This is a genomic window from Salinibacterium sp. UTAS2018 (assembly GCF_004118935.1).
Classification (GTDB): Bacteria; Actinomycetota; Actinomycetes; order Actinomycetales; family Microbacteriaceae; genus Rhodoglobus.
The window spans coordinates 1,483,169-1,509,343 of the sequence record NZ_CP035375.1 but is presented as its reverse complement, the minus strand read 5'-3'; the positions used below and the strand labels follow the sequence as shown (position 1 = coordinate 1,509,343).

The following is a 26,175-nucleotide window of genomic DNA, read 5'->3' as shown; positions in this document are numbered from 1 at the left end:
CATCAGTCGCTGGCACGAGGAGGCAACAGTCATGACCGATCCATCTGTAGAGCGTGGTTCTTCAACCGAGAACGACGACAACATTGAGGATGCTGTAGTGGTCGACGAGACGACGTCCGAAGCGGATGCTTCGCCTGCGGCCGCGCCCCTCGTAGAGCCCGTTGCGGAGCCTGCAGCTCCCGCGGCCACCCTGGTTCACGACGACTCCACGCTCGAGGCGGAAGTTGAGCCGATGGCCACCCCCGTCGTCGTCGACGCGCCTGAGATTAGCGCCGAGTCCGACTTTGAACCACAGCCAGAAACTCACGCAGAACCTCAGCCAGAGCCCCACCCTGAACCAGAGCCGGCCGTCGCCACGGCCGCCGCTGGCATGGCATCCGGTGAACCACGCGTCGTCTACGTCACGGCACCGACCCCGCCCAAGGTTTCAGGCAATCGTGGCTTCGGCGTGTTCATTGCGCTTGCCTCGACGCTCGTGTTCGCGCTTATTTTTGCCATCGTTGTCGCAACCATTAGCGCGGCAGCAACCGGCCGCATCGCTCTCGCGTTCGTTCAAGCCCCCTCCTTTTATGTTCCGGTGGCATTCTTCGCTCTGGGGGCGATCGTTGTCGCTCTGATCGTGAACCGTGCCGGTTGGGCCGCTCACGTGTTCTCGAGCATTATTGTTGGCCTCGTGGTGTACTTCGGCACCATCGGCGCGCTCTTGCTCATCAACGGCGTCATCCAGACCACGCCTGAACAAGCGCAAGTGTTGTTCGCGGGCGCGTTGGCCGATCCGTTCATCATTGCTGCCGGGTTGCTCGGCCGTGAAGTGTCGCTGTGGACTGGTGCGCTGGTGGCTAAGCGGGGCCGCAAGGTTACGCTGCGCAACGCCGACTCGCGGTCGCGGTGGGAAGCCGAGCTCGCCGAGAAAACTGCTGCTCAGCGCTAACGGCACATGCGCCGTTGCGTGCCCTGTTCTGGAGCCTGCGTGTGCGCTGTGATCATTTGACCCCGGTACACCCGGGGGGCTATTCTTTCTGAGGTGTGCGCTTTGCTGTGCGCTTGAACTATGCCTGTTGAGGGTCACCGCGTTAGCGGAGTTCGGGTGCATGTAACTCCGCACCACAGGGTTCAACCTTCTGGTTGACCCCCACGGCATATCCATAAACCATCCGCAGAGCTCGTTCATTTGAGTTGTGTGGCCGGGGCGTGGGTCCAGATGAACTCGGTGTTCTGAAAAGAACAGCGAATGCTAACCATCAAGACGCTGTCACCGTGCAGCAAATACAAGGAGTAATTTAGTGCCCACCATTCAGCAGTTGGTGCGTAAGGGACGCTCGCCGAAGGTCGTCAAGACCAAGGCTCCCGCCCTTAAGTCCAACCCGCAGCAGCGCGGCGTTTGCACGCGTGTTTACACAACAACTCCGAAGAAGCCGAACTCGGCTCTTCGTAAGGTTGCTCGTGTCAAGCTTTCTAACGGTACCGAGGTCACGGCCTACATTCCCGGCGAAGGTCACAACCTTCAGGAGCACTCGATGGTGCTCATCCGCGGTGGTCGTGTAAAGGACCTCCCCGGTGTTCGCTACAAGATCGTTCGTGGAGCGCTCGACACCCAGGCCGTTAAGAACCGTAAGCAGGCTCGTAGCCTCTACGGCGCAAAGAAGGATAAGAAGTAATGCCTCGTAAAGGACCAGCACCAAAGCGTCCCGTAGTCGCGGATCCGGTTTACGGCGCACCCATCGTCAGCCAGCTTGTCAACAAGATTCTTCTTGATGGCAAGAAGGGCCTCGCTGAGCGCATCGTTTACGGAGCACTCGCCGGCGTGGCAGAGAAGACCGGCCAAGACGCCGTAGTCACTCTCAAGAAGGCTCTCGACAACGTACGCCCGACCCTCGAGGTCAAGTCGCGTCGTGTCGGTGGATCGACTTACCAGGTTCCTGTTGAAGTCAAGTCGCACCGAGCAAACACGCTCGCACTGCGCTGGCTCACGAGCTACGCCAAGGGTCGTCGTGAAAAGACGATGACTGAGCGTCTCACCAACGAGATCTTGGACGCATCGAATGGGCTTGGCGCCGCTGTAAAGCGTCGTGAAGACACCCACAAGATGGCCGAGTCGAACAAGGCATTCGCTCACTACCGCTGGTAGTCAGCACCTCGCAGTGAAGCGAGTCAGGCGCTGTCTGGCTCGCTTCACTCGTGAGATTTTCGCTTCACCAACATACTTCGGAGGAACCTGTGGCACAGGACGTGCTCACCGACCTGACTAAGGTCCGCAACATTGGCATCATGGCTCACATCGATGCCGGCAAGACCACTACGACTGAGCGCATCCTGTTTTACACGGGTGTAAACCACAAAATTGGTGAAACTCACGATGGTGCGTCGACTACTGACTGGATGGAGCAGGAGCAAGAACGTGGCATCACGATCACGTCCGCTGCTGTGACCTGTTACTGGAACAAAAACCAGATCAACATCATCGACACCCCCGGCCACGTTGACTTCACGGTTGAGGTGGAGCGTTCGCTCCGCGTTCTCGACGGTGCTGTCGCTGTGTTCGACGGTAAAGAGGGTGTGGAGCCGCAGTCGGAGACTGTATGGCGCCAGGCCGACAAGTACGACGTTCCCCGCATCTGCTTCGTCAACAAGATGGACAAGATGGGCGCGGACTTTTACTACACGGTAGACACCATTGTTAACCGCCTCGGCGCTCGTCCGTTGGTTCTTCAGCTCCCGATCGGACTCGAGTCCGAGTTTGAGGGTGTTGTAGACCTCGTCGAGATGCGTGCACTCACGTGGCGTGGAGACTCCAAGGGTGACGTCGAGATGGGCGCTAAATACGCCATCGAAGAGATCCCTGAAGACCTCAAGGAAAAGGCTGCGGAATACCGCACCGCTCTTCTCGAGGTTGTTGCTGAAACTGACGACGCCATCATGGAGCGTTACTTCGGCGGCGAAGAGATCACAGTTGCAGAGATCAAGGCTGCGATTCGTAAGCTCACCGTCAACAGCGAGATCTACCCGGTCCTTTGTGGTTCTGCTTTCAAGAACCGTGGCGTTCAGCCGATGCTCGATGCTGTTATCGACTACCTTCCTTCGCCGGTTGACGTGCCTCCTATGGAAGCAACTGACCCCCGCGATGAAGAGAAGATCATCATCCGCAAGCCTGACGCTAACGAGCCGTTCTCGGCTCTCGCGTTCAAGGTTGCTGTGCACCCCTTCTTCGGTCGCCTTACGTACATTCGCGTGTACTCGGGCCACCTTGACTCTGGTGGAGCGGTAGCTAACTCCACTAAGGGCAAGAAGGAGCGCATCGGAAAGATCTTCCAGATGGCTGCTAACAAGGAAATCCCTGTCGACAGCGTTACCGCTGGTCACATCTACGCCGTAATCGGCCTCAAGGACACCACTACCGGTGACACGCTGTGCGACTTGAACGACCAGGTCGTTCTCGAGTCGATGACGTTCCCGGAGCCGGTTATTGAGGTTGCAATCGAGCCGAAGACGAAGGCTGACCAAGAAAAACTTGGTATTGCTATTCAGAAGCTTGCTGAAGAAGACCCCACGTTCCGTACCGAACAGAACCAGGAAACTGGCCAGACGGTAATCAAGGGAATGGGTGAACTTCACCTCGATATCCTCGTCGACCGCATGAAGCGCGAATTCAACGTTGAAGCCAACGTTGGTAAGCCGCAGGTTGCGTACCGCGAGACCATTCGTCGCATTGTGGACAAGCACGACTACACCCACAAGAAGCAGACTGGTGGATCGGGACAGTTCGCTAAGGTCCAGATTTCGCTCGAGCCCATGGAGGTCGAAGGCGACAAGATTTACGAATTCGTAAATAAGGTCACCGGTGGCCGTATTCCTCGTGAATACATCGGCTCGATCGATCAGGGTTTCCAGGCCTCGATGAACGTCGGAATCCTTGCTGGATTCCCGATGGTCGGCGTCAAGGGAATCATCCTCGATGGTGCTGCTCACGATGTTGACTCGTCAGAAATGGCGTTCAAGATCGCGGGAACCATGGCATTCAAGGAAGCAGCACGCAAGGCTGACCCAGTTCTCCTCGAGCCGCTCATGGCGGTCGAGGTTCGTACTCCAGAGGAGTACATGGGAGACGTCATCGGTGACCTTAACAGTCGCCGCGGACAGATCCAGTCCATGGAGGACGCGACCGGCGTCAAGGTCGTTCGTGCCCACGTACCACTGTCGGAAATGTTCGGCTATGTCGGTGACTTGAGGTCCAAGACCTCCGGTCGCGCGGTGTACTCGATGACGTTCGACAGTTACTCTGAGGTTCCCCGCGCGGTAGCTGACGAGATTGTTGCAAAGAACAAGGGCGAGTAATCGCTGCACTACCAGCGCGCAACTAACATAGATACACACCAACTTGCAGATCATTCGGCAGTAGTAAGTCGTCGGATGCGAAGCAACCGAGTCCTGAGGAGGACCCACAGTGGCTAAGGCCAAGTTCGAGCGGACCAAGCCGCACGTAAACATCGGAACCATCGGTCACGTTGACCACGGAAAGACCACGCTCACGGCAGCGATCTCGAAGGTACTTGCAGACAAGTTCCCTTCGGCAACCAACGTCCAGCGTGACTTCTCGTCGATTGACTCGGCTCCGGAAGAGCGTCAGCGCGGCATCACCATTAACATCTCGCACGTTGAGTACGAGACCCCCAAGCGCCACTACGCACACGTAGACGCTCCGGGCCACGCTGACTACATCAAGAACATGATCACCGGTGCTGCTCAGATGGACGGTGCAATCCTCGTGGTTGCAGCGACCGACGGCCCCATGGCCCAGACTCGCGAGCACGTTCTGCTCGCGAAGCAGGTTGGTGTTCCTTACCTGATGGTCGCACTGAACAAGTCCGACATGGTTGATGACGAAGAGATCCTTGAGCTCGTTGAGCTCGAGGTTCGCGAACTCCTCTCCAGCCAGGGCTTCGACGGCGACAACGCTCCCGTTATCCAGGTCTCAGGCCTCAAGGCACTTGAGGGCGACCCCAAGTGGGAGCAGTCCATCCTTGACCTCATGGATGCTGTTGACGCAAGCGTTCCGGACCCCATCCGCGACAAGGACAAGCCGTTCTTGATGCCGGTTGAAGACGTCTTCACGATCACTGGTCGTGGAACCGTTGTTACGGGCCGCGCCGAGCGTGGAACGCTTTCGATCAACTCTGACGTTGAGATTGTTGGAATCCGCCCGACCCAGAAGACCACGGTCACTGGTATCGAGATGTTCCACAAGCAGCTCGACGAAGCATGGGCTGGCGAGAACTGTGGTCTGCTTCTTCGTGGAACCAAGCGTGAAGATGTAGAGCGTGGACAGGTTGTTGTTAAGCCTGGTTCCGTTACTCCTCACACGAACTTCGAGGGAACCGCATACATCCTGTCCAAGGATGAGGGTGGGCGTCACAACCCGTTCTACGCGAACTACCGTCCGCAGTTCTACTTCCGCACCACCGACGTCACCGGCGTCATCACGTTGCCCGAGGGCACCGAGATGGTTATGCCTGGCGACACCACTGACATGACCGTTGAGCTTATTCAGCCCATCGCCATGGAAGAGGGCCTCGGCTTCGCCATCCGTGAGGGTGGACGTACCGTAGGTGCCGGTAAGGTAACCAAGGTTCTGGCGTAAGCTCAGTAACTAATTACGACGAGGGTCGGGCCGAAAGGCTCGGCCCTTCGTCGTTTAACGACCACAGTCGCACAGCCATGTTCTCGCGCTCCCGCCCGTGCGAGCTGGGTCAGCTCGACCGCCCGGTAAGTCGGCTCGTGAGGGCGCGAGCGGCCGCCACCGTTGCGGTGCCGAGGTCCTCCCAGTTCTCGCCCACGGCATCCGTGCGAAAGGTGAGTCCGATCGCGGCCGTGGGGTACTCGTTGCGATCGAGAGCCGCTGCTCCGACCGACGAATAGTCGGCGGTGACGTCGCCGATCTCGCTCGCCCAGCCGCGCGTGCGGGCAGCATCCAGCATCCGATCCAGTTCAGCGAGAGTCTGGGGTCCGGCGGACTGTCGACGCGTGAGTGAAGCCCGCATCGGATACAGCGCGCGCACTTGAGGTGGGGTGAGGTGTGAAAGTATGGCGCGTCCGGTAGCAGTGAGGTGCGCGGGCAGGCGCACGCCGACGGCCGACACGGTCGTGGGCGCCCGGGGTCCTTGCACTCGGGCGGCGTAGCTGACATCCGACCCACTCAAAACGGCGAGGTGGGCCACGACCGGTATCGGCGCTTCGCGAGCAAGCGTGCGCATGAGCGGCGTGGCGAGAGCGGAGAGCCGCTCGCTGCGCAACGCTGAGGTGCCAATCTGGGCGACAAGCGCGCTGAGGCCGTAGGTGCGATCCTCGGGGTAATGCACGACGAAACCCTCATCGACCATGACGGCGAGCAGTTGATAGACGGATGACCGGGGCAGGCCGAGTTCGCGGGCGAGGGCTGAGGCGGGGACCGGTCCTTTGCGGGACGCGAGATGGCGCAGCACCGCCATGGTGTTGCGCGCGGCTGGGATGCTCGGCACGATTCCCCTGTCTGAGATCTCAGACACCATATCGCGAATCACTATCGCAGCAGAAGGGCGATCAGCGTTCACTGGGATCATGAACCCCGAAACCCCGAAGCCTGTCTCTCTCGGCGTTGGCCCCGTCAGCATCGCCGAGGTCGTCGCGGTTGCGCGCCATCACGCGCGAGTCTCGATCTCGCCCCACGCCATCGCAGAAATAGAGGCATCACGGGCAGTTATTGAGGCTCTCGCGAACGACGTTCGGCCGCATTACGGGGTGTCTACAGGTTTCGGTGCCCTCGCCACAAAACACATCGCTCTCGAGCAACGCGTGCAGTTGCAACGCTCGCTGGTTCGCAGCCACGCTGCCAGCTCCGGTGCCGAGATTGACGCCGAGGTCGTGCGGGCAACCATGCTGCTGCGTCTCTCCACGATGACGACCGGCCGCACCGGAGTGCGCCCGGTCGTTGCAGAAACCTACGCCGCGCTGCTCAACGCCGACATCACTCCGATCGTGGGGGAGTACGGCAGCTTGGGCTGCTCGGGTGACCTCGCTCCGCTGGCGCATTGCGCGTTGGCGGTCATGGGCGAAGGAGACGTGCGTGTCGCCGGAGAGTTGATGCCGGCATCCACCGCGCTGAAAGCGGCCGGCATCGACCCAGTCGTGCTGCATGAAAAAGAGGGCCTCGCCCTCATCAATGGCACGGATGGGATGCTCGGCATGCTGGCGATGGCCATCACCGATCTGAGCGCGTTGCTCACCACTGCCGACCTCTCGGCGGCGCTCAGCGTCGAGGGTCTCGCGGGAACAGATCGTGTCTTCGCTGAAGATCTCCACGCCCTCCGACCCCACCCCGGCCAGCAAGTGTCCGCCGGCAACATGCGCGCGGTGTTGCGCGACTCGGGAGCGATCGCAGCGCACGCCACCAACGGCTTCACCCGGGTGCAGGATGCCTATTCCTTGCGCTGCGCACCGCAGGTGCACGGTGCGGCGCGCGACACGGTCGACCATACGAGACGAGTCGCCGAGCGAGAGCTGCAGAGCGCGATCGACAATCCCGTGGTCACCCTCGATGGCCGTTTGGAGTCGAACGGCAACTTCCACGGAGCGCCCGTGGGGTACGCCCTGGACTTCCTCGCTATCGTGGCGGCCGACGTCGCGAGCATGAGCGAACGTCGCACTGACCGGTTCCTCGACAGCAACCGCAACGGCGGTTTGAACGCGTTCCTTGCCGCGGATCCCGGGGTCGACTCCGGGCACATGATCGCGCAATACACCCAAGCCGGGATCGTCAGTGAGTTGAAGCGGTTGGCGGCTCCGGCATCCGTCGACTCGATCCCCACCAGCGCCATGCAGGAAGACCACGTGTCGATGGGCTGGAGCGCCGGACTGAAACTGCGACGCAGCATCGACGGCCTCTCGCGCGTTCTGGCGATCGAGCTGCTGACCTCTGCGCGCGGCATTGAGATGCGCGGTGAGAAGCCGTCGCCAGTATCGGCCGCCGTCATCACGACTCTGCGGGAGCGCGTACCCGGGGCAGGTCCCGACCGCTATCTCGCCCCTGACATTGCCGCGAGCGTCGAGCTCGTGCAGTCGGGGGCCCTCGTCTCAGCAGCACGTTCCGTCACCGAACTTCACTAGGAGTAGTCATGATTCAGGCACAGCGCGGTTCAACCCTCACCACTCTCGGCTGGCAGCAAGAGGGCGCTCTGCGCATGCTGCAGAACAACCTCGACCCGGAGGTCGCGGAGCACCCCGAAGATCTCGTGGTTTACGGTGGCACAGGAAAGGCCGCCCGAGACTGGCCGAGCTATCACGCGATCGTGCGTTCGCTCACGACGCTCAAGGGTGACGAGACGCTGCTCGTGCAGTCGGGCAAGCCTGTTGGTGTGATGCAGACGCATGAGTGGGCGCCGCGCGTACTGCTCGCCAACTCCAACCTCGTGGGGGATTGGGCGAACTGGGATGAGTTCCGTCGGCTTGAGCAGCTGGGGCTCACGATGTACGGCCAGATGACGGCCGGATCGTGGATCTACATCGGCACGCAGGGCATTCTGCAGGGTACCTACGAAACGTTCTCTGCGGTCGCGGCGAAACGATTCGGCGGAACCCTGGCGGGCACCATCACTCTCACGGCCGGCCTCGGAGGCATGGGGGGCGCTCAGCCGCTCGCCGTGACCATGAACGACGGTGTTGCGATCTGCATCGATGTTGACCAGAGCCGCATCACCCGGCGCATCGATCACGGCTACCTCGATGTCGAGGCGAAGTCGCTCGCGCATGCCGTCGAGCTCGCGGTGGCTGCACGCGACGCGAAGAAGGCGCTCTCGATCGGCGTGCTCGCGAATGCGGCCGCGGCCGTGCCTGAGCTACTCGCGATGGGTGCGCCCATTGATATCGTCACCGACCAGACCAGCGCACATGACCCGCTGGCGTACCTCCCCCTCGGCGTGGACTTTCACGAGTGGGAGAGCGCGCGCACCCACCCCGACTTCGCCCAGCGTGCTCGCGAGTCGATGGCGATTCACGTTGAAGCGATGGTGGGCTTTCAGCGTCAGGGGGCCGAGGTGTTCGACTACGGCAACAATCTGCGCACCGAAGCGCGGGCGGCGGGCTACGCGGATGCCTTCGCGTTTCCGGGATTCGTGCCGGCCTACATCCGTCCATTGTTTGCGGAGGGTAAGGGGCCGTTCCGGTGGGCCGCCCTCAGTGGCGAAGCCAGCGACATCCACAAGACAGACAAGGCGATTCTCGAGTTGTTCCCCGAGAACGAATCGCTCGCGCGCTGGATCAAGCTCGCAGGGGAGCGGGTGCACTTCCAAGGTCTGCCCGCGCGCATCTGCTGGCTCGGCTATGGCGAGCGCGACAAGGCCGGTATCAAGTTCAATGAGATGGTCGCATCGGGTGAACTCGAAGCGCCGCTCGCGATCGGCCGCGATCACCTTGATAGCGGCTCGGTAGCGTCTCCCTACCGCGAGACAGAAGCAATGAAAGATGGTTCGGATGCGATCGCCGACTGGCCGTTGCTGAACGCTCTCGTCAATACCTCGTCGGGTGCCACGTGGGTGTCGATCCATCATGGCGGCGGCGTTGGCATCGGCCGTTCGATCCACGCCGGACAGGTGACGGTCGCCGATGGAACCGAGCTCGCCGCCCAGAAACTTGAGCGCGTGCTCACGAACGATCCAGGAATGGGCGTGATCCGTCACGTCGATGCTGGTTACGATGAAGCCATCGCGGTCGCTGATGATCTCGGCGTTCGCATCCCCATGAACGAGGCTCCGCTCACGAAGGGTGACCATGCTCAACGCTGATCCGCTCTGGCCGCGCGCGGGCGACTGGCCCGCGCCGGTCGCCGACGAGTGGGCGGATGTCGCCCTCATCGGTCTGCCAACCTCGCGTACCTCGCTCTCGCCGACCCAAGCGCACACGACGCCCCAGGCGGTGCGGGAGGCCTTGCGCCGTTATGCCGCGCTGTCCGATCTTCGGATCGTCGACGCCGGCAACGTGCGCGAGCCTGACCTCAATGAAGAAGGTGCCGTCGAGGCGGTCGCTGGTCTGCGCGCTGAGATCGTCATTGCCCTCGGTGGCGATAACGCGGCTACGGTGCCGACGGCTCTCGGTCGCTGGGGCACGCAGATTGCCACCGCCGGCCTCATCACGCTCGATGCGCATTACGACTTGCGGGACGGTACGAGTAACGGTTCGCCGGTGCGACGCCTGCTCGAAGCCGGCCTCGATGGGAGCCGTGTGGTGCAGATTGGTATTGAGCCGCTGGCAAATTCACTCGCCTACGCTGACCGCGCGCGCGAGGCGGGTATCACCGTCATTACTCGCGACGAACTGCGCTCGCGGTCGATGGACGATGTCATGGCGCAGGCGCTCGAGATCGCCGGGGCTGCAGGGGGCCCGATCCATGTCGATCTCGATGTGGATGTCTGCGACCGCGCGGTTACCCCCGGTTGCCCCGCCTCGGTGCCGGGGGGCATTGCGGCGATAGACCTGCGCGTTGCCGCCCGTGCTGCGGCTGCGCACCCGTCAGTCTGTTCAATTGACCTTGTCGAAGTGGATGCCGCGGCTGACGCCGACGACGAGCGCACGGTGCGCCTCGTGGCCTTGTGCGTTCTCGAAGCGATCTCGGGAGTGGCACTGCGATGACAAGTACGGTCATCACAAACATCGGGCTGCTCCTCACTCATGACCACGAGCGGCCCGAAATTGAGGACGCCGCAATCGTCTTCGAAGGTGGCCTAGTGGCCTGGTGGGGCCCAACCGCCGAAGCGCCCGCTGCCGACCTCCATGTCGATGCCGCTGGTCGCTGCGTGCTTCCGGGCTTCGTCGACAGTCACAGTCACCTGCTGTTCGCGGGCGACCGCTCGCAAGAGTTCGAAGCTCGGATGGCAGGGCATCGCTACGAGGCGGGTGGCATCCGTCGCACCGTCGCTCTCTCGCGGGAGGCGAGCGACGACGAGTTGCTCGCAAATGCCACGGTGTTAGTCGCGGAGATGCGCCGGCAGGGCACGACCACTATCGAGATCAAAAGTGGCTACGGGCTCAGCGTGCGCGATGAGGCGCGGATGCTTCGTCTCGCCTCCACGCTCACCGACGACACCACGTTCTTGGGCGCCCATGTGGTGCCGACCGAATACGCCGATAACCGCGCCGCCTACGTTTCCCTCGTGATGGGGGAGATGCTCAAGGCCTGTGCCCCGCACGCGCGCTGGATCGACGTGTTCTGCGACGACGGTGCTTTCTCCGAGGCAGAGACGCGCGCGATCATCACGGCGGGGCAGGCCCAGGGCCTGGGCGCTCGCCTCCACGGCGCGCAACTGGGCGAATCGGGTGCGGTGCAGCTCGCCGTCGAACTCGGTGCCGCAAGCGTCGATCACTGCACCTATCTCTCCGATGACGACGTAGACGCGCTCGCCGGCAGCACCACGAGCGTTGGCCTCTTGCCCGGCGTCGAGTTCTCGACCAAACATCCTTTCGTGGATGCACGGCGCCTGCTCGACGCGGGAGTCGCTGTGGCTCTCGCCAGCGACTGCAATCCCGGCTCCAGTTTCACGTCGTCCCTTCCCTTCTGTATCGCTCTCGCCGTGCGCGAGATGGGCATGACGTCGACTGAAGCGGTCACTGCAGCGACCCTCGGCGGAGCACGGTCGTTGCAGCGCGATGACGTGGGCCACTTGCGACTCGGTGCGAGAGCAAATGCCCAGATTCTGGATGCCCCGCACTACCGTCATCTGGCGTACCGGCCAGGGGTTCCGTTGGTCACCAGCGTCTTTCTGGATGGCATTCGCGAGCAAGTGCGAGCGTAGGCCGAAACGTGCCCAAACTCCCGTAGTTAGGCGGCAGCGGATGCTCGAATCGCACAAGATTGCGGAGTGTTTCGTGCCCCGGCGCGACGCCGCACAAATCCGACACGCCCGGGTTGCAGTAAGTGCCGCGATGTGACAAACTCTTCTAGTTCAACATTTCGCCGCCACGTGCGTGCGGATCACTTCCAGTCAGTGCCTAGTTCCACATCGTGTGACTCATGCAAAGCGTGAATCACACACCGTGTAGCAGCTAGGCCGCGGGGAGCAGAACCAAGCTTAACCAACTCCCCAATATCAACTCGAAAGAGTTTGTGCTGCGGGAGACGCGCGTGCCAGTTCGTTGGTATGTGCTCCTCGCGGCTTCGCGGGTTGGTATCACAAGCAGTGACAGCAAGAACTTGACAGATAAATAGTGGTGCGAAAGCAAAAGTGCTGAGCGTCTTCGGGTGGCAACATCCGGCGTCGAACAGCCCAGGTGCACGCAGTGCAGCCAAAGTACTAAGGGAAGAGAGCCAGTCATGGCGGGACAAAAAATCCGCATTCGACTTAAGTCGTACGACCACGAGGTCATCGACTCGTCGGCACGCAAAATTGTTGACACGGTTACCCGCGCGGGTGCCACGGTAGTTGGCCCGGTGCCGCTGCCCACAGAGAAGAACGTGATTGCAGTTATCCGTTCTCCCCACAAGTACAAGGACAGCCGCGAGCACTTCGAGAAGCGCACCCACAAGCGGCTCATCGACATCATCGACCCGACGCCCAAGGCTGTGGACTCGCTCATGCGTCTCGACCTGCCGGCCGACGTCAACATCGAGATCAAGCTTTAGCTCGCGCAGTTATTGAGCGACAGAGCCGATAAGGAAAATAATGTCTACAACTAAGACGACCAAGGGTCTGCTGGGCAAGAAGCTCGGCATGACGCAGGTTTGGGACGAGAACAACAAGCTCGTACCCGTGACCGTTGTCGAAATCACCCCGAACGTGGTTACGCAGCTGCGTACCCCCGAGGTTGATGGATACAGCGCTGTTCAGATCGCGTACGGCCAGATTGACCCTCGTAAGGTCACCAAGCCCCTCGCCGGTCACTTCGACAAGGCAGGCGTTACGCCTCGCCGTCACCTCACTGAGATTCGCACCCCCGACGCCGCGGAGTACACCGTTGGCCAGGAACTCGCTGTCGACATCTTCACCCCCGGTGCAAAGGTCGACGTCGTCGGCACGAGCAAGGGTAAAGGTTTCGCCGGTGTTATGAAGCGTCACAACTTCAAGGGTGTATCTGCAAGCCACGGTGCGCACCGTAACCACCGTAAGCCTGGTTCCATTGGTGCCTCGTCGACCCCCAGCCGTGTCTTCAAGGGCATGCGCATGGCCGGTCGTATGGGTGGTGACCGTGTAACGGTCATGAACCTCGCTGTCCACTCGATCGACCTCGAGAAGGGACTCGTGCTCATCAAGGGCGCTGTTCCCGGTGCTCGTGGCCGTATCGTCTTCGTCCGCAACGCAGTGAAGGGGGCGTAGTACACATGGCTACCTCCATCGACGTCATCGACGCCAAGGGCAAGAAGGTTGACTCTGTCGAACTTCCCGCCGAGATCTTCGACGTGCAGACCAACGTTCCCCTCATCCACCAGGTTGTAGTTGCACAGCGTGCAGCTGCTCGTCAGGGTACGCACAACACCCTGCGCCGCGGTGAAGTTTCGGGTGCCGGTCGCAAGCCGTTCAAGCAGAAGGGAACCGGTCGCGCTCGTCAGGGCTCGATCCGTGCTCCTCAGATGAAGGGTGGTGGAATCGTTCACGGTCCACACCCGCGTGACTACTCACAGCGCACCCCCAAGAAGATGATTGCTGCCGCCCTTCGCGGTACGTTGTCTGACCGGGCCCGCGGTGAGCGCATTCACGTCATCGACGCTTTCGCTGTAGACGGCAAGCCGTCGACGAAGAGTGTTCTCGCGCTGCTGAACAACATCGCACCGAGCAAGAACGTTCTCGTTGTTCTTCAGCGTGACGATGCAACCAGCATCAAGAGCATCCGTAACCTCGACACCGTTCACGTGTTGACCTACGACCAGCTCAACGCCTACGACGTTGTCGTCAGCGACGACATCGTGTTCAGCAAGGGCGCGTTCGACGCGTTCGTTGCGTTCAACACCAAGTCTTCGAACAAGGAAGAGGTCAGCGCATGACCGTCACGTACAAGGACCCACGCGACATCATCATCGCTCCCGTGGTTTCCGAGAAGAGCTACAACCTGATCGACATGGGAAAGTACACCTTCGAGGTTGACCCCCGTGCGAACAAGACCGAGATCAAGCTCGCTATTGAGAAGATCTTCAGCGTCAAGGTCGACTCGGTCAACACGTTGAACCGCACGGGCAAGACCCGTCGCACTCGTTTCGGCATGGGAAAGCGCAAGGACACCAAGCGCGCCATCGTCACGCTCAAGTCCGGTTCTATCGACATCTTCACCGCTGTCGGCTAAGGACCAAGGAGAAACTAATGGCTATTCGCAAGTACAAGCCCACGACGCCTGGTCGCCGTGGTTCCTCGGTTGCAGACTTTGCTGAGATCACTCGTTCGACGCCAGAGAAGTCGCTTTTGCGCCCTCTGCCCAAGACTGGTGGCCGCAACAACGCAGGTCGCATCACGAGCCGTCACGTTGGTGGTGGCCACAAGCGCCAGTACCGCGTCATCGACTTCAAGCGCAGCGACAAAGATGGCGTAAACGCCCGCGTTGCCGAGATCGAGTACGACCCCAACCGCACCGCACGTATCGCTCTCCTTCACTTCGTTGATGGAACCAAGCGCTACATCGTTGCTCCTAACAAGCTCAAGCAGGGCGACATCATCGAGTCGGGTGCCGGTGCTGACATCAAGCCCGGTAACAACCTCCCGATGAAGAACATCCCCGTCGGTACGGTTATCCACATGATTGAGCTTCGCCCCGGTGGCGGCGCCAAGATGGCCCGTTCCGCTGGAGCCTCGGTTCGACTCGTTGCAAAGGAAGGCCCTTACGCCCAGCTGCGTTTGCCCTCCGGAGAAATCCGCAACGTTGACGTTCGTTGCCGTGCAACGATCGGCGAGGTCGGCAATGCCGAGCAGTCGAACATCAACTGGGGTAAGGCCGGCCGCATGCGCTGGAAGGGCGTTCGCCCGACCGTCCGTGGTGTTGCCATGAACCCTGTCGACCACCCTCACGGTGGTGGAGAAGGTAAGACGTCCGGTGGACGTCACCCCGTTTCCCCTTGGGGCCAGGCAGAGGGGCGCACTCGTAAGCGCAAACTGCCCAGCGACAAGCTCATCGTTCGCCGCCGCAATGTCGGCAAGAAGCGCAAGTAGTAGGAGAGTCAGAAGATGCCACGCAGTCTGAAGAAGGGCCCCTTCGTCGACGACCACCTCCTACAAAAGGTTGTCAAGGCGAATGAGGCCAAGAGCAAAAACGTAATCAAGACCTGGTCGCGCCGCTCAATGATCGTTCCAGCAATGCTGGGTCACACGATCGCGGTTCACGATGGTCGCAAGCACATTCCGGTGTTCATCACCGAAACCATGGTTGGTCACAAGCTCGGCGAATTCTCGCCGACTCGCACCTTCCGTGGACACGTGAAGGACGACAAGAAGGGTCGTCGCCGCTAACGCGGTGGCGTAGGAGGTAGAGAAATGGTGGAGTCGATCGCACGTGTGCGTCACATCCGCGTGACCCCTATGAAGGCTCGTCGCGTTGTCAACATGATCCGCGGCAAGCAGGCACATGAGGCACTTGCAATCCTGAAGTTCGCACCTCAGGGCGCAAGCGAGCCCGTGTACAAGCTGGTTGCATCCGCAATCGCTAATGCGCGAGTCAAGGCAGACAAGACGAACAGCTTCTTGGATGAGCAGGACCTGATCATCTCGAAGGCTTTCGTTGACGATGGAGCAACGCTCAAGCGTTTCCAGCCGCGTGCCCAGGGCCGCGCGTTCCAGATCCTGAAGCGCACTAGCCACATCACCGTCGTTCTGGCCACGCCAGACCACGTCGTTGAAGCCGAGGCCGACAAGGCAGGGAAGAAGTAATGGGACAGAAGGTAAACCCCTACGGTTTCCGTTTGGGAATCACCACCGACCACGTGTCGCGTTGGTTCTCTGACAGCACCAAGCCGGGTCAGCGTTATAGCGACTATGTGGCAGAGGATGTAAAAATCCGTAACCTGCTCAAGTCGAACCTCGACCGCGCAGGTGTTGCTCGCATTGAAATCGAGCGCACCCGTGACCGCGTTCGCGTAGACATTCACACTGCCCGTCCGGGTATCGTGATTGGCCGCCGCGGCGCCGAGGCAGAGCGCATCCGTGGAGAGCTCGAAAAGCTCTCCGGCAAGCAGATTCAGCTCAACATCCTCGAGGTCAAGAACCCCGAGGCTGAAGCTCAGCTCGTTGCTCAGGGAATCGCAGAGCAGCTTGCTGCTCGTGTCGCTTTCCGTCGTGCAATGCGCAAGGGCCTTCAGGGCGCCCAGCGCGTTGGTTCGGTCAAGGGTGTTCGCATCCAGGTATCGGGTCGTTTGGGTGGCGCAGAAATGAGCCGCTCGGAGTACTACCGCGAAGGTCGCGTTCCGCTGCACACGCTGCGTGCAAACATCGACTACGGCTTCTACGAGGCCAAGACCACGTTCGGTCGTATCGGTGTCAAGGTGTGGGTCTACAAGGGCGATATCACCAACAAGGAGCTCGCTCGCGAGCAGGCTAACCAGAAGTCGTCGCGCCCTGAGCGTCGCGATGGTGGCGACCGTGGTGGTCGTCGCACCGGTGGCCCGTCATCCGCACCTAAGGCAGAAGCCCCCAAGGCTGAAGCCCCTAAGGCAGAAGCACCCAAGGCAGATGCTAAGGCTGCAGCAGGAGTTGAGGCATAACAATGTTGATTCCGCGTAAGGTCAAGTACCGCAAGCAGCACCACCCCTCCCGTAGCGGTCACGCTACCGGTGGAACCACGGTGTCGTTTGGCGAGTACGGAATTCAAGCTCTGACGCCGGCATACGTAACGAACCGCCAGATTGAGGCAGCTCGTATCGCTATGACGCGTCACATCAAGCGTGGTGGAAAGGTGTGGATCAACATCTACCCCGACCGCCCGCTCACCAAAAAGCCCGCTGAAACCCGCATGGGTTCCGGTAAGGGCTCGCCCGAGTGGTGGGTCGCCAACGTCAAGCCAGGTCGCGTGCTCTTCGAGCTCAGCGGCGTGGACGAGACGACTGCGCGCGAAGCACTCACTCGTGCAATTCACAAGCTGCCCCTCAAGGCACGCATCATCAAGCGCGAGGAGGGCGACGCATAATGGCGATCGGATCCAAGGAGCTAGCCCCTGTCGAGCTAGACACTTTTGAAGACGAACGACTTGTTGACGAGCTGAAGAAGGCGAAGGAAGAACTTTTCAACCTTCGTTTCCAGGCCGCAACCGGTCAACTGGAAAGCCACGGACGTATCCGCGCTGTCAAGCGCGACATCTCCCGCATCTACACGGTTATCCGTGAGCGCGAGCTGGGCATCCGTGCAACTCCTGCTGCTGTTGAGGCTCCCGCCAAGGAGACCAAGAAGCGCAGCACCAAGAAGGCAGATGCCGCGGCTGAGACCGCTGCAGACGCCACTGACGAGACGAAGGAGGCGTAGTCATGGCCAAGGTTGAAGACAACAAGACCGCGGAGACCGCCGAGGTCGCTCGTGGGTACCGTAAGACCCGCCGTGGTCTGGTAACGAGCGACAAGATGGATAAGACCATCGTCGTTATCGTTGAAGACCGCGTAAAGCACCCGTTGTACGGCAAGGTTATTCGCCGTAACTCCAAGGTGAAGGTTCACGACGAGGCCAACACGGCCGGCGTCGGTGACTCCGTACTTATCAGCGAGACCCGTCCGCTCAGCGCTACGAAGCGCTGGCGTCTGGTCGAGATCCTCGAAAAGGCTAAGTAATGCTTCAGCAGGAATCCCGAGTAAAGGTTGCCGACAACACCGGCGCCAAGGAGCTCCTCACGATTCGCGTTCTCGGTGGCTCCGGCCGTCGTTACGCAGGTCTCGGCGATGTCATCGTGGCAACCGTCAAAGACGCTATTCCTGGCGGAAACGTCAAGAAGGGTGAGGTCGTCAAGGCCGTCATCGTTCGCGTCATCAAGCAGACTCGTCGTCCAGACGGCTCATACATCAAGTTCGATGAGAACGCGGCTGTAATCCTCAAGTCCGATGGCGGAGACCCCCGTGGTACCCGTATCTTCGGGCCGGTCGGCCGTGAGCTTCGTGACAAGAAGTTCATGAAGATCATCTCGCTCGCACCGGAGGTGCTGTAGTTATGGCAAAGATTCGCAAGGGTGACCTCGTACAGGTCATCAGCGGCCCGACCCAAGAGCGTGGCGGAAGCCGCGGCAAGCAGGGTCGTGTCATCAGTGTTATCGCTGGAAAAGACCGCGTTGTCGTGGAGGGTGTCAATTTCGTCACCAAGCACGTCAAGGTTGGCCAAACTCAGCGTGGAACCAAGACCGGTGGCATCGAGACGATGGAGGCACCGATTCACGTGTCCAACCTCGCTCTCGTTGATCCCGAGACCAAGCTCCCGGCTCGTGTTGGCTTCACCGTCAGCACCGATGACCGTGGCAAGACCACGCGTGAGCGCTTCTTCAAGAAGTCGCGCCGCGTAGAGACCAAGAAGTCGGCGGCCGCCAAGGCTGAGCCGAAGGCTTCCAAGAAGGATGCCGAGAAGGCAACCGAGAAGGACGCAGACTAATGACGACGACTGCACCTGCTGCTGGCAAAATCCAGCCGCGCCTCAAGCAGAAGTACCGCACTGAACTCGCGGAACAGCTCAAGAAGGACCTCGGTCTTACCAACGTCAACCAGATTCCCGGCATCGTCAAGATCGTCGTGAACACTGGTGTTGGTGAAGCTGCTCGCGACGGAAAGATCATCGATGGAGCCGTCAAGGACCTCATCGCGATCACCGGTCAGAAGCCCTACGTAACGAGCGCTCGCAAGTCGATCGCTCAGTTTAAGCTCCGTGAAGGACAGCCCATTGGCGCACACGTCACCCTCCGTGGTGACCGCGCTTGGGAGTTCCTCGACCGCTTGATCACGTTGGCACTTCCTCGTATCCGTGACTTCCGCGGCCTGTCGGACAAGCAGTTCGATGGCAACGGTAACTACACCTTCGGCCTCACGGAACAGTCCATGTTCCACGAGATCGACCAGGACAAGATTGACCGCGTTCGCGGTTTCGATATCACTATCGTCACCACCGGCAAGAACAACGAAGAAGGTCGCGCACTGCTTAAGGCATTGGGCTTCCCCTTCCGTTCCGCTGAGAACGCATCTAACTAACCAAGTAACACCGATCAATCAGGTCGGCCTTCGTGTAACGGATGCCGAAACCAGTTGAGACAGGAAACACATTATGACAATGACAGATCCGGTCGCTGACATGCTGACCAGACTGCGCAATGCCAACTCGGCGCACCACGACAGCGTTTCAATGCCCTCGAGCAAGCTGAAGACGCGCCTGGCAGAAATGCTGAAGGCAGAGGGATACATCCTCAGCTGGACGAACGAAGACGCTCGCGTGGGCCAGACCCTCTCGATCGAACTCAAGTACGGACCCGCCCGCGAGCGTTCCATCAAGGGAATCAAGCGTGTTTCGAAGCCTGGTCTTCGTGTATACGCTCGCTCGACCGAAATCCCCAAGGTTCTTGGCGGACTCGGCGTGGCGATTTTGTCCACCTCCTCCGGTCTTTTGACCGACAAAGAGGCGACTACGAAGGGCGTAGGTGGGGAAGTCCTCGCCTACGTGTGGTAACCAAAAATGTCACGTATCGGAAGACTTCCTATTGATGTCCCCGCTGGTGTCACCATCACCATCAACGGCCAAGACGTCGCTGTAAAGGGCCCGAAGGGTGAGCTCGCGCTCTCCGTCAAGGCTCCCATCGCTGTAGCACTCGAAGAGGGTCAGGTTCTTGTAACTCGTCCCGACGACGAGCGCGAATCGCGTTCGCTTCACGGCTTGACCCGTACGCTCATCGCTAACCAAATCGTCGGTGTTACCGAGGGTTACACCAAGGGCCTTGAGGTCGTTGGTACTGGTTACCGTGTCACCGCAAAGGGCAGCTCAGTTGAGTTTGCTCTCGGGTACTCGCACTCGATCACCGTTGACCCGCCCGCAGGCATTAGCTTCGCGGTCGAGGGAAACAACAAACTAGTTGTCAGCGGCATCGACAAGCAGGCGGTTGGCGAAGTAGCAGCCAACATTCGTAAATTGCGTAAGCCAGAGCCCTACAAGGGCAAGGGTGTGCGCTACGCCGGCGAAGTTGTTCGTCGCAAGGCCGGAAAGAGTGGTAAGTAGACATGGCTCTCGGAACCAGAGGTAAGAGCAAGTCGGCCGCTAAGGGCCGTCGTCACGCACGTCTCCGCAAGAAGGTTGTGGGCACTGAGGTGCGCCCCCGTCTCGTGGTTACGCGCTCAGCGCGTCACGTGTTCGTCCAGGTTGTCGATGACTCGAAGGGCGTAACCGTCGCTTCTGCATCGACCATGGAGTCGGACATGCGTACGTTCGACGGAGACAAGACCGCCAAGGCACGCAAGATCGGCGAAATGGTCGCCGAGCGTGCGAAGCAGGCCGGTGTCGAAGCCGTCGTATTTGATCGTGGTGGAAGCCGTTACGCAGGTCGCGTTGCAGCTATCGCCGACGGAGCGCGAGAGGGTGGATTGAACCTGTGAGCGACAACGTGGACAACAAGACAACAAACAAGGAGCAGGCCGTGGCCGCTGAGGCGACTAGCGCCATCTCCGTTCCTGAGGTCGTCGTAGACGCCCCAGCAACCGACGTAACGAGCGAGCCCCGCGAGGCTCGTCGTGGCGGCCGTGAGCGTGGACCAGACCGTGGTGGCCGTGGCGGAAACAACAGCCGCGACAACGACAAGAACCAGTTCCTGGAGCGCGTCGTCACCATCAACCGTGTATCGAAGGTAGTCAAGGGTGGTCGTCGCTTCAGCTTCACCGCTCTCGTCGTCGTCGGTGACGGTAACGGCATGGTTGGAGTCGGATACGGCAAGGCTCGCGAAGTTCCTCTCGCGATCTCCAAGGGTGTCGAAGAGGCGAAGAAGAACTTCTTCCGCGTTCCTCGCGTCGGCGCTACGATTCCTCACTCGGTTCAGGGCGAGGCAGCTGCAGGCGTAGTTCTGCTGCGTCCCGCATCCGCTGGTACCGGTGTTATCGCTGGTGGACCCGTTCGCGCCGTACTCGAGTGCGCCGGTATCCACGACGTTCTCAGCAAGTCGCTCGGTTCTTCGAACACGATCAACATCGTTCACGCTACGGTCGCAGCGCTCAAGGAGCTCGAAGAGCCTCGCGCGGTTGCTGCTCGTCGTGGCCTCGAGGCAGAACACGTTATCCCGGCACGCTTGCTGCGCGCCGAGGCTGAAGCTAAGGCAGGTGTCTGATGGCTGGTCGCCTGAAGGTAACCCAGATCAAGTCCAAAATCAGTGAGAAGCAGAATCAACGCGACACGTTGCGCAGCCTTGGGCTCAAGCGCATCGGCGGCGTGGTTATTCGCGAGGACAACTCGCAGAACCGTGGTTACGTCAACACGGTTGCTCACCTTGTCAAGGTCGAGGAGATTGACTAATGGCTGACGAGAAAGAAACTCCAAAGAAGGCGGCAGCCCCTAAGGCTGCTGCCGCTAAGGCACCTGCTGCCAAGAAGGCTGCACCTGCAAAGGTTGCTGCTGACAAGGCGCCCGCTGCGAAGGCATCCACCACGAAGGCTCCTGCGAAGTCGACCGCTGCTAAGGCGTCAACTGCAAAGAAGTCGTCTAGCGACGATGTTGTGAGCCGCCCGCAGGTTCTGAAGATGCATCACCTCCGCCCCGCTGCCGGTGCCAAGAAGGACCGCATGCGTGTTGGTCGTGGTGAGGGATCCAAGGGTAAGACCGCGGGTCGCGGTACCAAGGGAACCAAGGCGCGTTACAACATGCGTGTCGGTTTCGAAGGTGGAAACATCAACTTCGTCATGCGTGCACCTAAGTTGCGCGGATTCAAGAACCCGTTCCGTGTTGAGTACCAGGTTGTAAACCTTGAGAAGCTCGCGGAACTGTACCCCAAGGGTGGCGACGTAACTATCGCTGACCTCGTGTCGAAGGGCGCCGTTCGCAAGAACGAAAAGGTCAAGGTTCTTGGTCAAGGCGATATTACGGTTAAGCTGAACGTTGTAGTTGACAAGGTCTCCGGCTCTGCCGAGCAGAAGATCGTTGCAGCCGGCGGTTCGGTTCAGTAACTGTCACTACGACAAACGTTAGTGTTGTGTGCGTCACACCGGTGGCACGCGCAAGCAGGTTGAGTGGGGAATCCCGCAAGGGGTTCCCCACTTGCCCGTAGTACATAGATAAATCGGAGGCCTTGTGTTTAAAGCTGTCGCGCGGATTGTCCGCACGCCTGACCTTCGCAGGAAGATCGGGTTCACGCTAGGCATCATTGCGCTGTTTAGGCTTGGCTCCTTCATCCCCGCGCCGTTCGTTGACTTCGGTAACGTTCAGGCCTGTCTCGCAGCTAATGCTTCGAGTGGCGGGTTGTACGACCTCATCAACCTCTTTAGTGGTGGGGCTCTTCTCCAACTTTCCGTATTTGCACTCGGAATCATGCCGTACATCACGGCATCGATCATCGTGCAACTACTCCGCGTGGTCATTCCGCACTTCGAGACTCTTCACAAAGAGGGCCAGTCCGGCCAAGCAACGCTGACGCAGTACACGCGTTACCTCACCATCGCTCTGGCGATTCTCCAGTCCACGACACTGATCACGGTCGCCCGAAGCGGCGCACTGTTCCAGTCGGCTGGCGTGGCTGAATGTAGCCAACTCATCACCAACGATGCGTGGTACGCCATTCTGCTGATGGTGATCACGATGACCGCCGGTACCGGCCTCATCATGTGGATGGGCGAGCTCGTCACGGAGCGTGGCATCGGTAACGGCATGTCCTTGCTGATCTTCACTTCGATCGCTGCAACTTTCCCGAGTGCTCTCTGGGGCATCTACGTTGCCAGCGGCATCGAGACCTTCGTTCTTGTACTCCTCATGGGCATCCTCATCATGGGCGCCGTAGTCTTCGTCGAGCAGTCCCAGCGACGCATCCCGGTTCAGTACGCCAAGCGTATGGTCGGTCGTCGCACATACGGCGGCAACAACACGTACATCCCCATCAAGGTCAACATGGCCGGCGTTATCCCCGTGATCTTCGCCTCATCGTTGCTCTATCTCCCTGCTCTGATCGCGCAGTTCAACCAGCCACAAGCTGGCGAAACTTCCGCAGCATGGGTCGTTTGGGTCCAGAACAACCTGGTCTCCGGCGATAGCCCGATCTACATGATCGGTTACTTCCTGCTCATCGTTGGCTTTACTTACTTCTACGTGGCAATCACGTTCAACCCTGAAGAAGTCGCCGACAACATGAAGAAGTACGGTGGCTTCATTCCCGGTATCCGCGCTGGTCGACCGACCGCCGAATACTTGGATTACGTACTGACTCGTGTGACGTTGCCCGGCTCGCTGTATCTCGGGCTTGTGGCAATGATCCCCTTGATCGCTTTTGTGGTCATCGGGGCCAACCAGAATTTCCCATTCGGCGGAGCTAGCATCCTGATTATCGTTGGTGTCGGTCTTGAGACTGTCAAGCAAATCGATTCGCAGCTGCAGCAGCGCCATTACGAAGGTTTGTTGCGTTGACACGACTTCTCTTAATTGGTCCTCCTGGTGCTGGAAAAGGCACACAGGCCGCTCGTCTAGCCCAGATTTACGGCGTTCCGGCAATCTCAACGGGTGACATTTTTCGCAGCAATGTGAAGAACGGCACCGAATTGGGGAACGAAGCAAAGGCTTTTATCGATGCCGGGGACAACGTGCCCGACTCTCTGACTAACGCGCTCATTCGCGATCGCCTCGAAGAAGATGACGCCAAGAATGGTTTCCTTCTCGATGGCTACCCCCGCACTACGGATCAGGTGCGCGAACTCGACGCGTTTCTCGAGAGCCAGGGCTCAGCGCTAGACGTCGTGGTCGAACTTGAAGCTGATACTGAAGTCGTCGTGGGGCGCCTGCGTAAGCGCGCTCTGGAACAAGGTCGCAGCGACGATACCGAAGAAGTGGTACGTCACCGCCTTGAGGTTTACAGCGAGCAGACCGCACCGCTGATCACTACTTACGCGGAGCGCAACGTCTTGGTGACTATCGACGCCCTTGGCGAAGTCGACGCAGTCACGGCGCGTATCACTGAAGCTCTTTTTGATCGTGGGATCTCAGCGACAGACGCTGGTTCGCGCTAGTTTTCTAACTGAAGAAATCCCCGTCACCTACTGGTGGCGGGGATTTCTTCGTTAAGAATGAGCTCGAGTAGAGATCGATTTTTGTTAGTCTTCGATGCCGCGAACTAATTCCTCGATAAAGGTGGGGAAGTCCACGGCCCGCTTGACCAATTGTTGGACATAGTCGCGGTCGGAAAACACCGTGACGAACTGGTCGAACACGGTTTGAAAAGAGCTTCGTCCCGCTGCGCTGAATGCGATGAGCGCGATGACGTTGACGCGATTCTCACCCCAAGGCATCGGCGTCTCGTTGATTACAATGCTGATTGCGGTGCGATGGGCGTTCATCGTCATGGCGTGAGGAACTGCGAGAGTGTCGGTGAATGCCGTTGACGACATGCGCTCGCGCTCAATCGCGCCCGTGATGTAGCCGGCATCGATCACGCCGGCGGTGACCATGCGCGTGCCTAGCGCGGCGATCATCGCTTCTTCGTTCGGAGCAGTGAAGTTGCGGAGGAAGAGTGCGGGGTCGAAGAAACGGAGGAGCTCATCCGTGAGCTGACGTCGGCGGCGCAGGCGACGCACGCGGCCGATGACGCGCCGGATCGCATCCACATCTGTCTCGGTGAGGAACGGTTGAATCAGCACGACGTTGTCAGCGAATGACCGCAAGTCGATCGTCGTGAGCACGAGGTCGGTGGAGAGTTCGGCCAGATCCACATCGTTCCTGGTGATCACGATGCGCAGCTGTAGCTCGTCACCAAGCACAGCTTCGATTCGCTGTCGCAGAATCACGTGGAGGTCGTGGTAATTGGGGCAGACTAGAGCGGCCGTAAGCCGGACTTCCCGCTTTGCCTGCCGTTCGAGATGCGAGCCCACGTGGAGCGCAATGTAGGAAATCTCATCGTCGTGGATGAGGATGCCTTCGTCACGTTGAACTTCGGCCGCGATGAAGACGGCCAGCTCATAAATCATCGGGTGCGTGGTCTTAATCGAGCGCGTCATGGGGTTGCGCGAATACGACAGGTCGTGCGCCCGCGCGATGAGGTTGCGCACGTGAAGGGACAACCGCATGATGAAATCGTCATCGTCGAGGTCGATGAGGTATTCCTCGCCCACATGCTGCACTGTGCGACGAATGCGTGCGATTAGTTCCTCGAGATCTACATCGGCGGGGGAGCTGGGGCTAGTCGTACGCGTGATGACTCGGGTCGTAAGCAGTAGCTCGATCTCCACAACGTCTTCCTGAGGCAGATTAGCGCCGAAATGGCTCGTGATGAGGGTCGCAAGATCGCTCGAGAACGCGGCTGGCTCTGTCGTTTCGTTTTCTGGCTCGGCGGCCAGCGGTATCGCGAGCGCGGTTTCTGATGGTCCCGAGCGGTCTGCAGCGATAGCGACGTGCAAGAGCACGTGATTGATTCCATACTCATTGACGAAATAGCCGTGAGAATCGAGCAGAGCGAGTAGTTCAGTTTTGAAGGAGCGGAGATCTGACGACTCGAATTCACGTTGAATGCTCTCAAGCTCGAGGAACCCTTGCGACTCTTCGTGCCTAAACATGGTGCTGAGCAATCGGCGAAGACCCGGCTCCGTTCCGGCCAGGATTACTAGTGGTCCGCGGCGAGAAAGAGTGAGGCCCGATTCCTCCACGACAGCTTTCACCTTGCGGAGGTCGGCCTCGATTGTCGACTCGCTCACGAAGAAACTGGCCGCAAGAGCGTGGATGTCGGAGCCCTCGGGGGCATCTCCGAGTCGTCGGATCAGATGATACTGGCGATCGCGCGGGCGCTCAGACTCGCGATTAGACGCTCCTTTAAGGAACTCGGCGTAGTTCTCGCGGTTAAGACGGTAGCCCGACGTCGAGGACTCGATAACTTCGAGAGGGAGCGCTGACGACTTCACGGCGGTGACGTAGCTGCGCACGCTGCGAGTGGTAACCCCGAGCTTGTCTGCGAGCTCAGCTGCGGTCACCCACGCCTCAGACTGGGCGAGGTGTTCTATGAGTCGCGCATGTTTATCGAGCATGAGATAACCATTCTTGCGCATGAACCTTTCCGCGGGGGCGGAAT

General features: G+C 59.9%; 32 protein-coding genes and 1 pseudogene. 31 read left to right on the top strand and 2 right to left on the bottom strand.

Annotated features, from left to right (window positions below; genetic code table 11):
* The first annotated feature begins 31 nt into the window (after positions 1 to 31).
* From ESZ53_RS07255 to tuf, 5 genes are all read left to right on the top strand, one after another.
* Positions 32 to 931 (top strand): hypothetical protein, encoded by a 900-nt coding sequence (locus ESZ53_RS07255; protein WP_129072211.1) that lies wholly within the window; start codon positions 32 to 34, stop codon positions 929 to 931.
* A gap of 352 nt (positions 932 to 1,283) precedes the next feature.
* Complete coding sequence (gene rpsL / locus ESZ53_RS07250) at positions 1,284 to 1,658, top strand: 30S ribosomal protein S12 (protein ID WP_097060154.1); 375 nt, start codon at positions 1,284 to 1,286, stop codon at positions 1,656 to 1,658.
* Positions 1,658 to 2,128, top strand: coding sequence for a 30S ribosomal protein S7 (gene rpsG / locus ESZ53_RS07245; protein WP_100388182.1), 471 nt, complete (start codon positions 1,658 to 1,660; stop codon positions 2,126 to 2,128). The genes rpsL and rpsG overlap by 1 nt, the downstream gene beginning before the upstream one ends.
* A gap of 89 nt (positions 2,129 to 2,217) precedes the next feature.
* Positions 2,218 to 4,332 carry an elongation factor G gene (gene fusA, locus ESZ53_RS07240; protein WP_129072210.1) on the top strand — a complete coding sequence of 705 codons (2,115 nt, stop codon included), beginning with the start codon at positions 2,218 to 2,220 and terminating at the stop codon, positions 4,330 to 4,332.
* A 109-nt stretch (positions 4,333 to 4,441) separates the two neighbouring features.
* A complete protein-coding gene (gene tuf, locus ESZ53_RS07235) occupies positions 4,442 to 5,635 on the top strand; it encodes an elongation factor Tu (RefSeq protein WP_129072209.1) in 1,194 nt (397 codons plus the stop codon).
* A 109-nt stretch (positions 5,636 to 5,744) separates the two neighbouring features.
* Here the strand turns inward: tuf and ESZ53_RS07230 are convergent, their stop codons facing one another.
* Positions 5,745 to 6,593 (bottom strand): IclR family transcriptional regulator, encoded by an 849-nt coding sequence (locus ESZ53_RS07230; protein WP_246837244.1) that lies wholly within the window; start codon positions 6,591 to 6,593, stop codon positions 5,745 to 5,747.
* On the opposite strand from ESZ53_RS07230, the gene hutH reads away from it, so the two are divergent.
* The 26 genes and pseudogenes from hutH (at position 6,592) to ESZ53_RS07100 (ending at position 24,127) form a co-directional block, all read left to right on the top strand.
* On the top strand, positions 6,592 to 8,136 hold the full coding sequence (gene hutH, locus ESZ53_RS07225; RefSeq protein ID WP_129072208.1) for a histidine ammonia-lyase: 1,545 nt from the start codon (positions 6,592 to 6,594) through the stop codon (positions 8,134 to 8,136). The two genes, ESZ53_RS07230 and hutH, sit on opposite strands and share 2 nt — an antisense overlap.
* Positions 8,137 to 8,144: 8 nt before the next feature.
* Positions 8,145 to 9,809, top strand: coding sequence for a urocanate hydratase (hutU, locus tag ESZ53_RS07220; protein ID WP_129072207.1), 1,665 nt, complete (start codon positions 8,145 to 8,147; stop codon positions 9,807 to 9,809).
* The gene (locus tag ESZ53_RS07215; protein ID WP_129072206.1) at positions 9,796 to 10,653 is read left to right on the top strand and encodes an arginase family protein; all 858 of its coding nucleotides are present in this window, start codon (positions 9,796 to 9,798) and stop codon (positions 10,651 to 10,653) included. Before hutU ends, ESZ53_RS07215 begins: the two co-directional genes overlap by 14 nt.
* A complete protein-coding gene (gene hutI / locus ESZ53_RS07210; RefSeq protein ID WP_129072205.1) occupies positions 10,650 to 11,813 on the top strand; it encodes an imidazolonepropionase in 1,164 nt (387 codons plus the stop codon). The genes ESZ53_RS07215 and hutI overlap by 4 nt, the downstream gene beginning before the upstream one ends.
* Positions 11,814 to 12,331: 518 nt before the next feature.
* Positions 12,332 to 12,640: a 30S ribosomal protein S10 gene (gene rpsJ, locus ESZ53_RS07205; RefSeq protein WP_009773132.1), complete on the top strand. Its 309-nt coding sequence runs from the start codon at positions 12,332 to 12,334 to the stop codon at positions 12,638 to 12,640.
* A gap of 40 nt (positions 12,641 to 12,680) precedes the next feature.
* Positions 12,681 to 13,331 (top strand): 50S ribosomal protein L3, encoded by a 651-nt coding sequence (rplC, locus tag ESZ53_RS07200; RefSeq protein ID WP_129072204.1) that lies wholly within the window; start codon positions 12,681 to 12,683, stop codon positions 13,329 to 13,331.
* A 5-nt stretch (positions 13,332 to 13,336) separates the two neighbouring features.
* Positions 13,337 to 13,996, top strand: coding sequence for a 50S ribosomal protein L4 (rplD, locus tag ESZ53_RS07195; protein WP_129072203.1), 660 nt, complete (start codon positions 13,337 to 13,339; stop codon positions 13,994 to 13,996).
* A complete protein-coding gene (rplW, locus tag ESZ53_RS07190) occupies positions 13,993 to 14,292 on the top strand; it encodes a 50S ribosomal protein L23 (protein WP_010203832.1) in 300 nt (99 codons plus the stop codon). Before rplD ends, rplW begins: the two co-directional genes overlap by 4 nt.
* Positions 14,293 to 14,309: 17 nt before the next feature.
* Positions 14,310 to 15,149, top strand: coding sequence for a 50S ribosomal protein L2 (gene rplB, locus ESZ53_RS07185; RefSeq protein WP_129072202.1), 840 nt, complete (start codon positions 14,310 to 14,312; stop codon positions 15,147 to 15,149).
* A gap of 15 nt (positions 15,150 to 15,164) precedes the next feature.
* The gene (gene rpsS / locus ESZ53_RS07180) at positions 15,165 to 15,446 is read left to right on the top strand and encodes a 30S ribosomal protein S19 (RefSeq protein ID WP_009773127.1); all 282 of its coding nucleotides are present in this window, start codon (positions 15,165 to 15,167) and stop codon (positions 15,444 to 15,446) included.
* Positions 15,447 to 15,470: 24 nt separating this feature from the next.
* Positions 15,471 to 15,863, top strand: a complete 393-nt coding sequence (gene rplV / locus ESZ53_RS07175) for a 50S ribosomal protein L22 (RefSeq protein ID WP_129072201.1) — start codon at positions 15,471 to 15,473, stop codon at positions 15,861 to 15,863.
* Complete coding sequence (gene rpsC, locus ESZ53_RS07170; protein ID WP_129072200.1) at positions 15,863 to 16,693, top strand: 30S ribosomal protein S3; 831 nt, start codon at positions 15,863 to 15,865, stop codon at positions 16,691 to 16,693. The genes rplV and rpsC overlap by 1 nt, the downstream gene beginning before the upstream one ends.
* A gap of 2 nt (positions 16,694 to 16,695) precedes the next feature.
* Positions 16,696 to 17,115, top strand: coding sequence for a 50S ribosomal protein L16 (gene rplP, locus ESZ53_RS07165; RefSeq protein ID WP_009773124.1), 420 nt, complete (start codon positions 16,696 to 16,698; stop codon positions 17,113 to 17,115).
* Complete coding sequence (gene rpmC / locus ESZ53_RS14550; RefSeq protein ID WP_129072199.1) at positions 17,115 to 17,447, top strand: 50S ribosomal protein L29; 333 nt, start codon at positions 17,115 to 17,117, stop codon at positions 17,445 to 17,447. Before rplP ends, rpmC begins: the two co-directional genes overlap by 1 nt.
* A gap of 2 nt (positions 17,448 to 17,449) precedes the next feature.
* Positions 17,450 to 17,746, top strand: a complete 297-nt coding sequence (gene rpsQ / locus ESZ53_RS07155; RefSeq protein ID WP_129072198.1) for a 30S ribosomal protein S17 — start codon at positions 17,450 to 17,452, stop codon at positions 17,744 to 17,746.
* Positions 17,746 to 18,117 carry a 50S ribosomal protein L14 gene (gene rplN, locus ESZ53_RS07150; RefSeq protein ID WP_100388198.1) on the top strand — a complete coding sequence of 124 codons (372 nt, stop codon included), beginning with the start codon at positions 17,746 to 17,748 and terminating at the stop codon, positions 18,115 to 18,117. The genes rpsQ and rplN overlap by 1 nt, the downstream gene beginning before the upstream one ends.
* 2 nt (positions 18,118 to 18,119) lie before the next feature.
* Positions 18,120 to 18,455 (top strand): annotated as a pseudogene (gene rplX, locus ESZ53_RS07145) (50S ribosomal protein L24); the annotation flags it as partial.
* A gap of 95 nt (positions 18,456 to 18,550) precedes the next feature.
* Positions 18,551 to 19,141 carry a 50S ribosomal protein L5 gene (gene rplE, locus ESZ53_RS07140; RefSeq protein WP_129072196.1) on the top strand — a complete coding sequence of 197 codons (591 nt, stop codon included), beginning with the start codon at positions 18,551 to 18,553 and terminating at the stop codon, positions 19,139 to 19,141.
* A gap of 73 nt (positions 19,142 to 19,214) precedes the next feature.
* Complete coding sequence (gene rpsH / locus ESZ53_RS07135; RefSeq protein WP_129072195.1) at positions 19,215 to 19,613, top strand: 30S ribosomal protein S8; 399 nt, start codon at positions 19,215 to 19,217, stop codon at positions 19,611 to 19,613.
* 6 nt (positions 19,614 to 19,619) lie between these two features.
* Positions 19,620 to 20,156: a 50S ribosomal protein L6 gene (rplF, locus tag ESZ53_RS07130; RefSeq protein ID WP_129072194.1), complete on the top strand. Its 537-nt coding sequence runs from the start codon at positions 19,620 to 19,622 to the stop codon at positions 20,154 to 20,156.
* Between the two features lie 2 nt (positions 20,157 to 20,158).
* A complete protein-coding gene (gene rplR / locus ESZ53_RS07125; RefSeq protein WP_100388203.1) occupies positions 20,159 to 20,530 on the top strand; it encodes a 50S ribosomal protein L18 in 372 nt (123 codons plus the stop codon).
* Positions 20,527 to 21,252 carry a 30S ribosomal protein S5 gene (gene rpsE / locus ESZ53_RS07120; protein ID WP_129072193.1) on the top strand — a complete coding sequence of 242 codons (726 nt, stop codon included), beginning with the start codon at positions 20,527 to 20,529 and terminating at the stop codon, positions 21,250 to 21,252. Before rplR ends, rpsE begins: the two co-directional genes overlap by 4 nt.
* Positions 21,252 to 21,437 (top strand): 50S ribosomal protein L30, encoded by a 186-nt coding sequence (rpmD, locus tag ESZ53_RS07115; RefSeq protein ID WP_129072192.1) that lies wholly within the window; start codon positions 21,252 to 21,254, stop codon positions 21,435 to 21,437. Before rpsE ends, rpmD begins: the two co-directional genes overlap by 1 nt.
* Positions 21,437 to 22,084, top strand: coding sequence for a 50S ribosomal protein L15 (gene rplO / locus ESZ53_RS07110; protein WP_129072191.1), 648 nt, complete (start codon positions 21,437 to 21,439; stop codon positions 22,082 to 22,084). Before rpmD ends, rplO begins: the two co-directional genes overlap by 1 nt.
* A 124-nt stretch (positions 22,085 to 22,208) precedes the next feature.
* On the top strand, positions 22,209 to 23,531 hold the full coding sequence (secY, locus tag ESZ53_RS07105; RefSeq protein ID WP_129072190.1) for a preprotein translocase subunit SecY: 1,323 nt from the start codon (positions 22,209 to 22,211) through the stop codon (positions 23,529 to 23,531).
* Complete coding sequence (locus ESZ53_RS07100) at positions 23,528 to 24,127, top strand: adenylate kinase (protein ID WP_129072189.1); 600 nt, start codon at positions 23,528 to 23,530, stop codon at positions 24,125 to 24,127. Before secY ends, ESZ53_RS07100 begins: the two co-directional genes overlap by 4 nt.
* 84 nt (positions 24,128 to 24,211) lie before the next feature.
* Here ESZ53_RS07100 and ESZ53_RS07095 read toward each other — a convergent pair whose 3' ends face one another.
* Positions 24,212 to 26,131 (bottom strand): transcription antiterminator, encoded by a 1,920-nt coding sequence (locus ESZ53_RS07095; protein ID WP_168187196.1) that lies wholly within the window; start codon positions 26,129 to 26,131, stop codon positions 24,212 to 24,214.
* Positions 26,132 to 26,175: the final 44 nt, after the last annotated feature.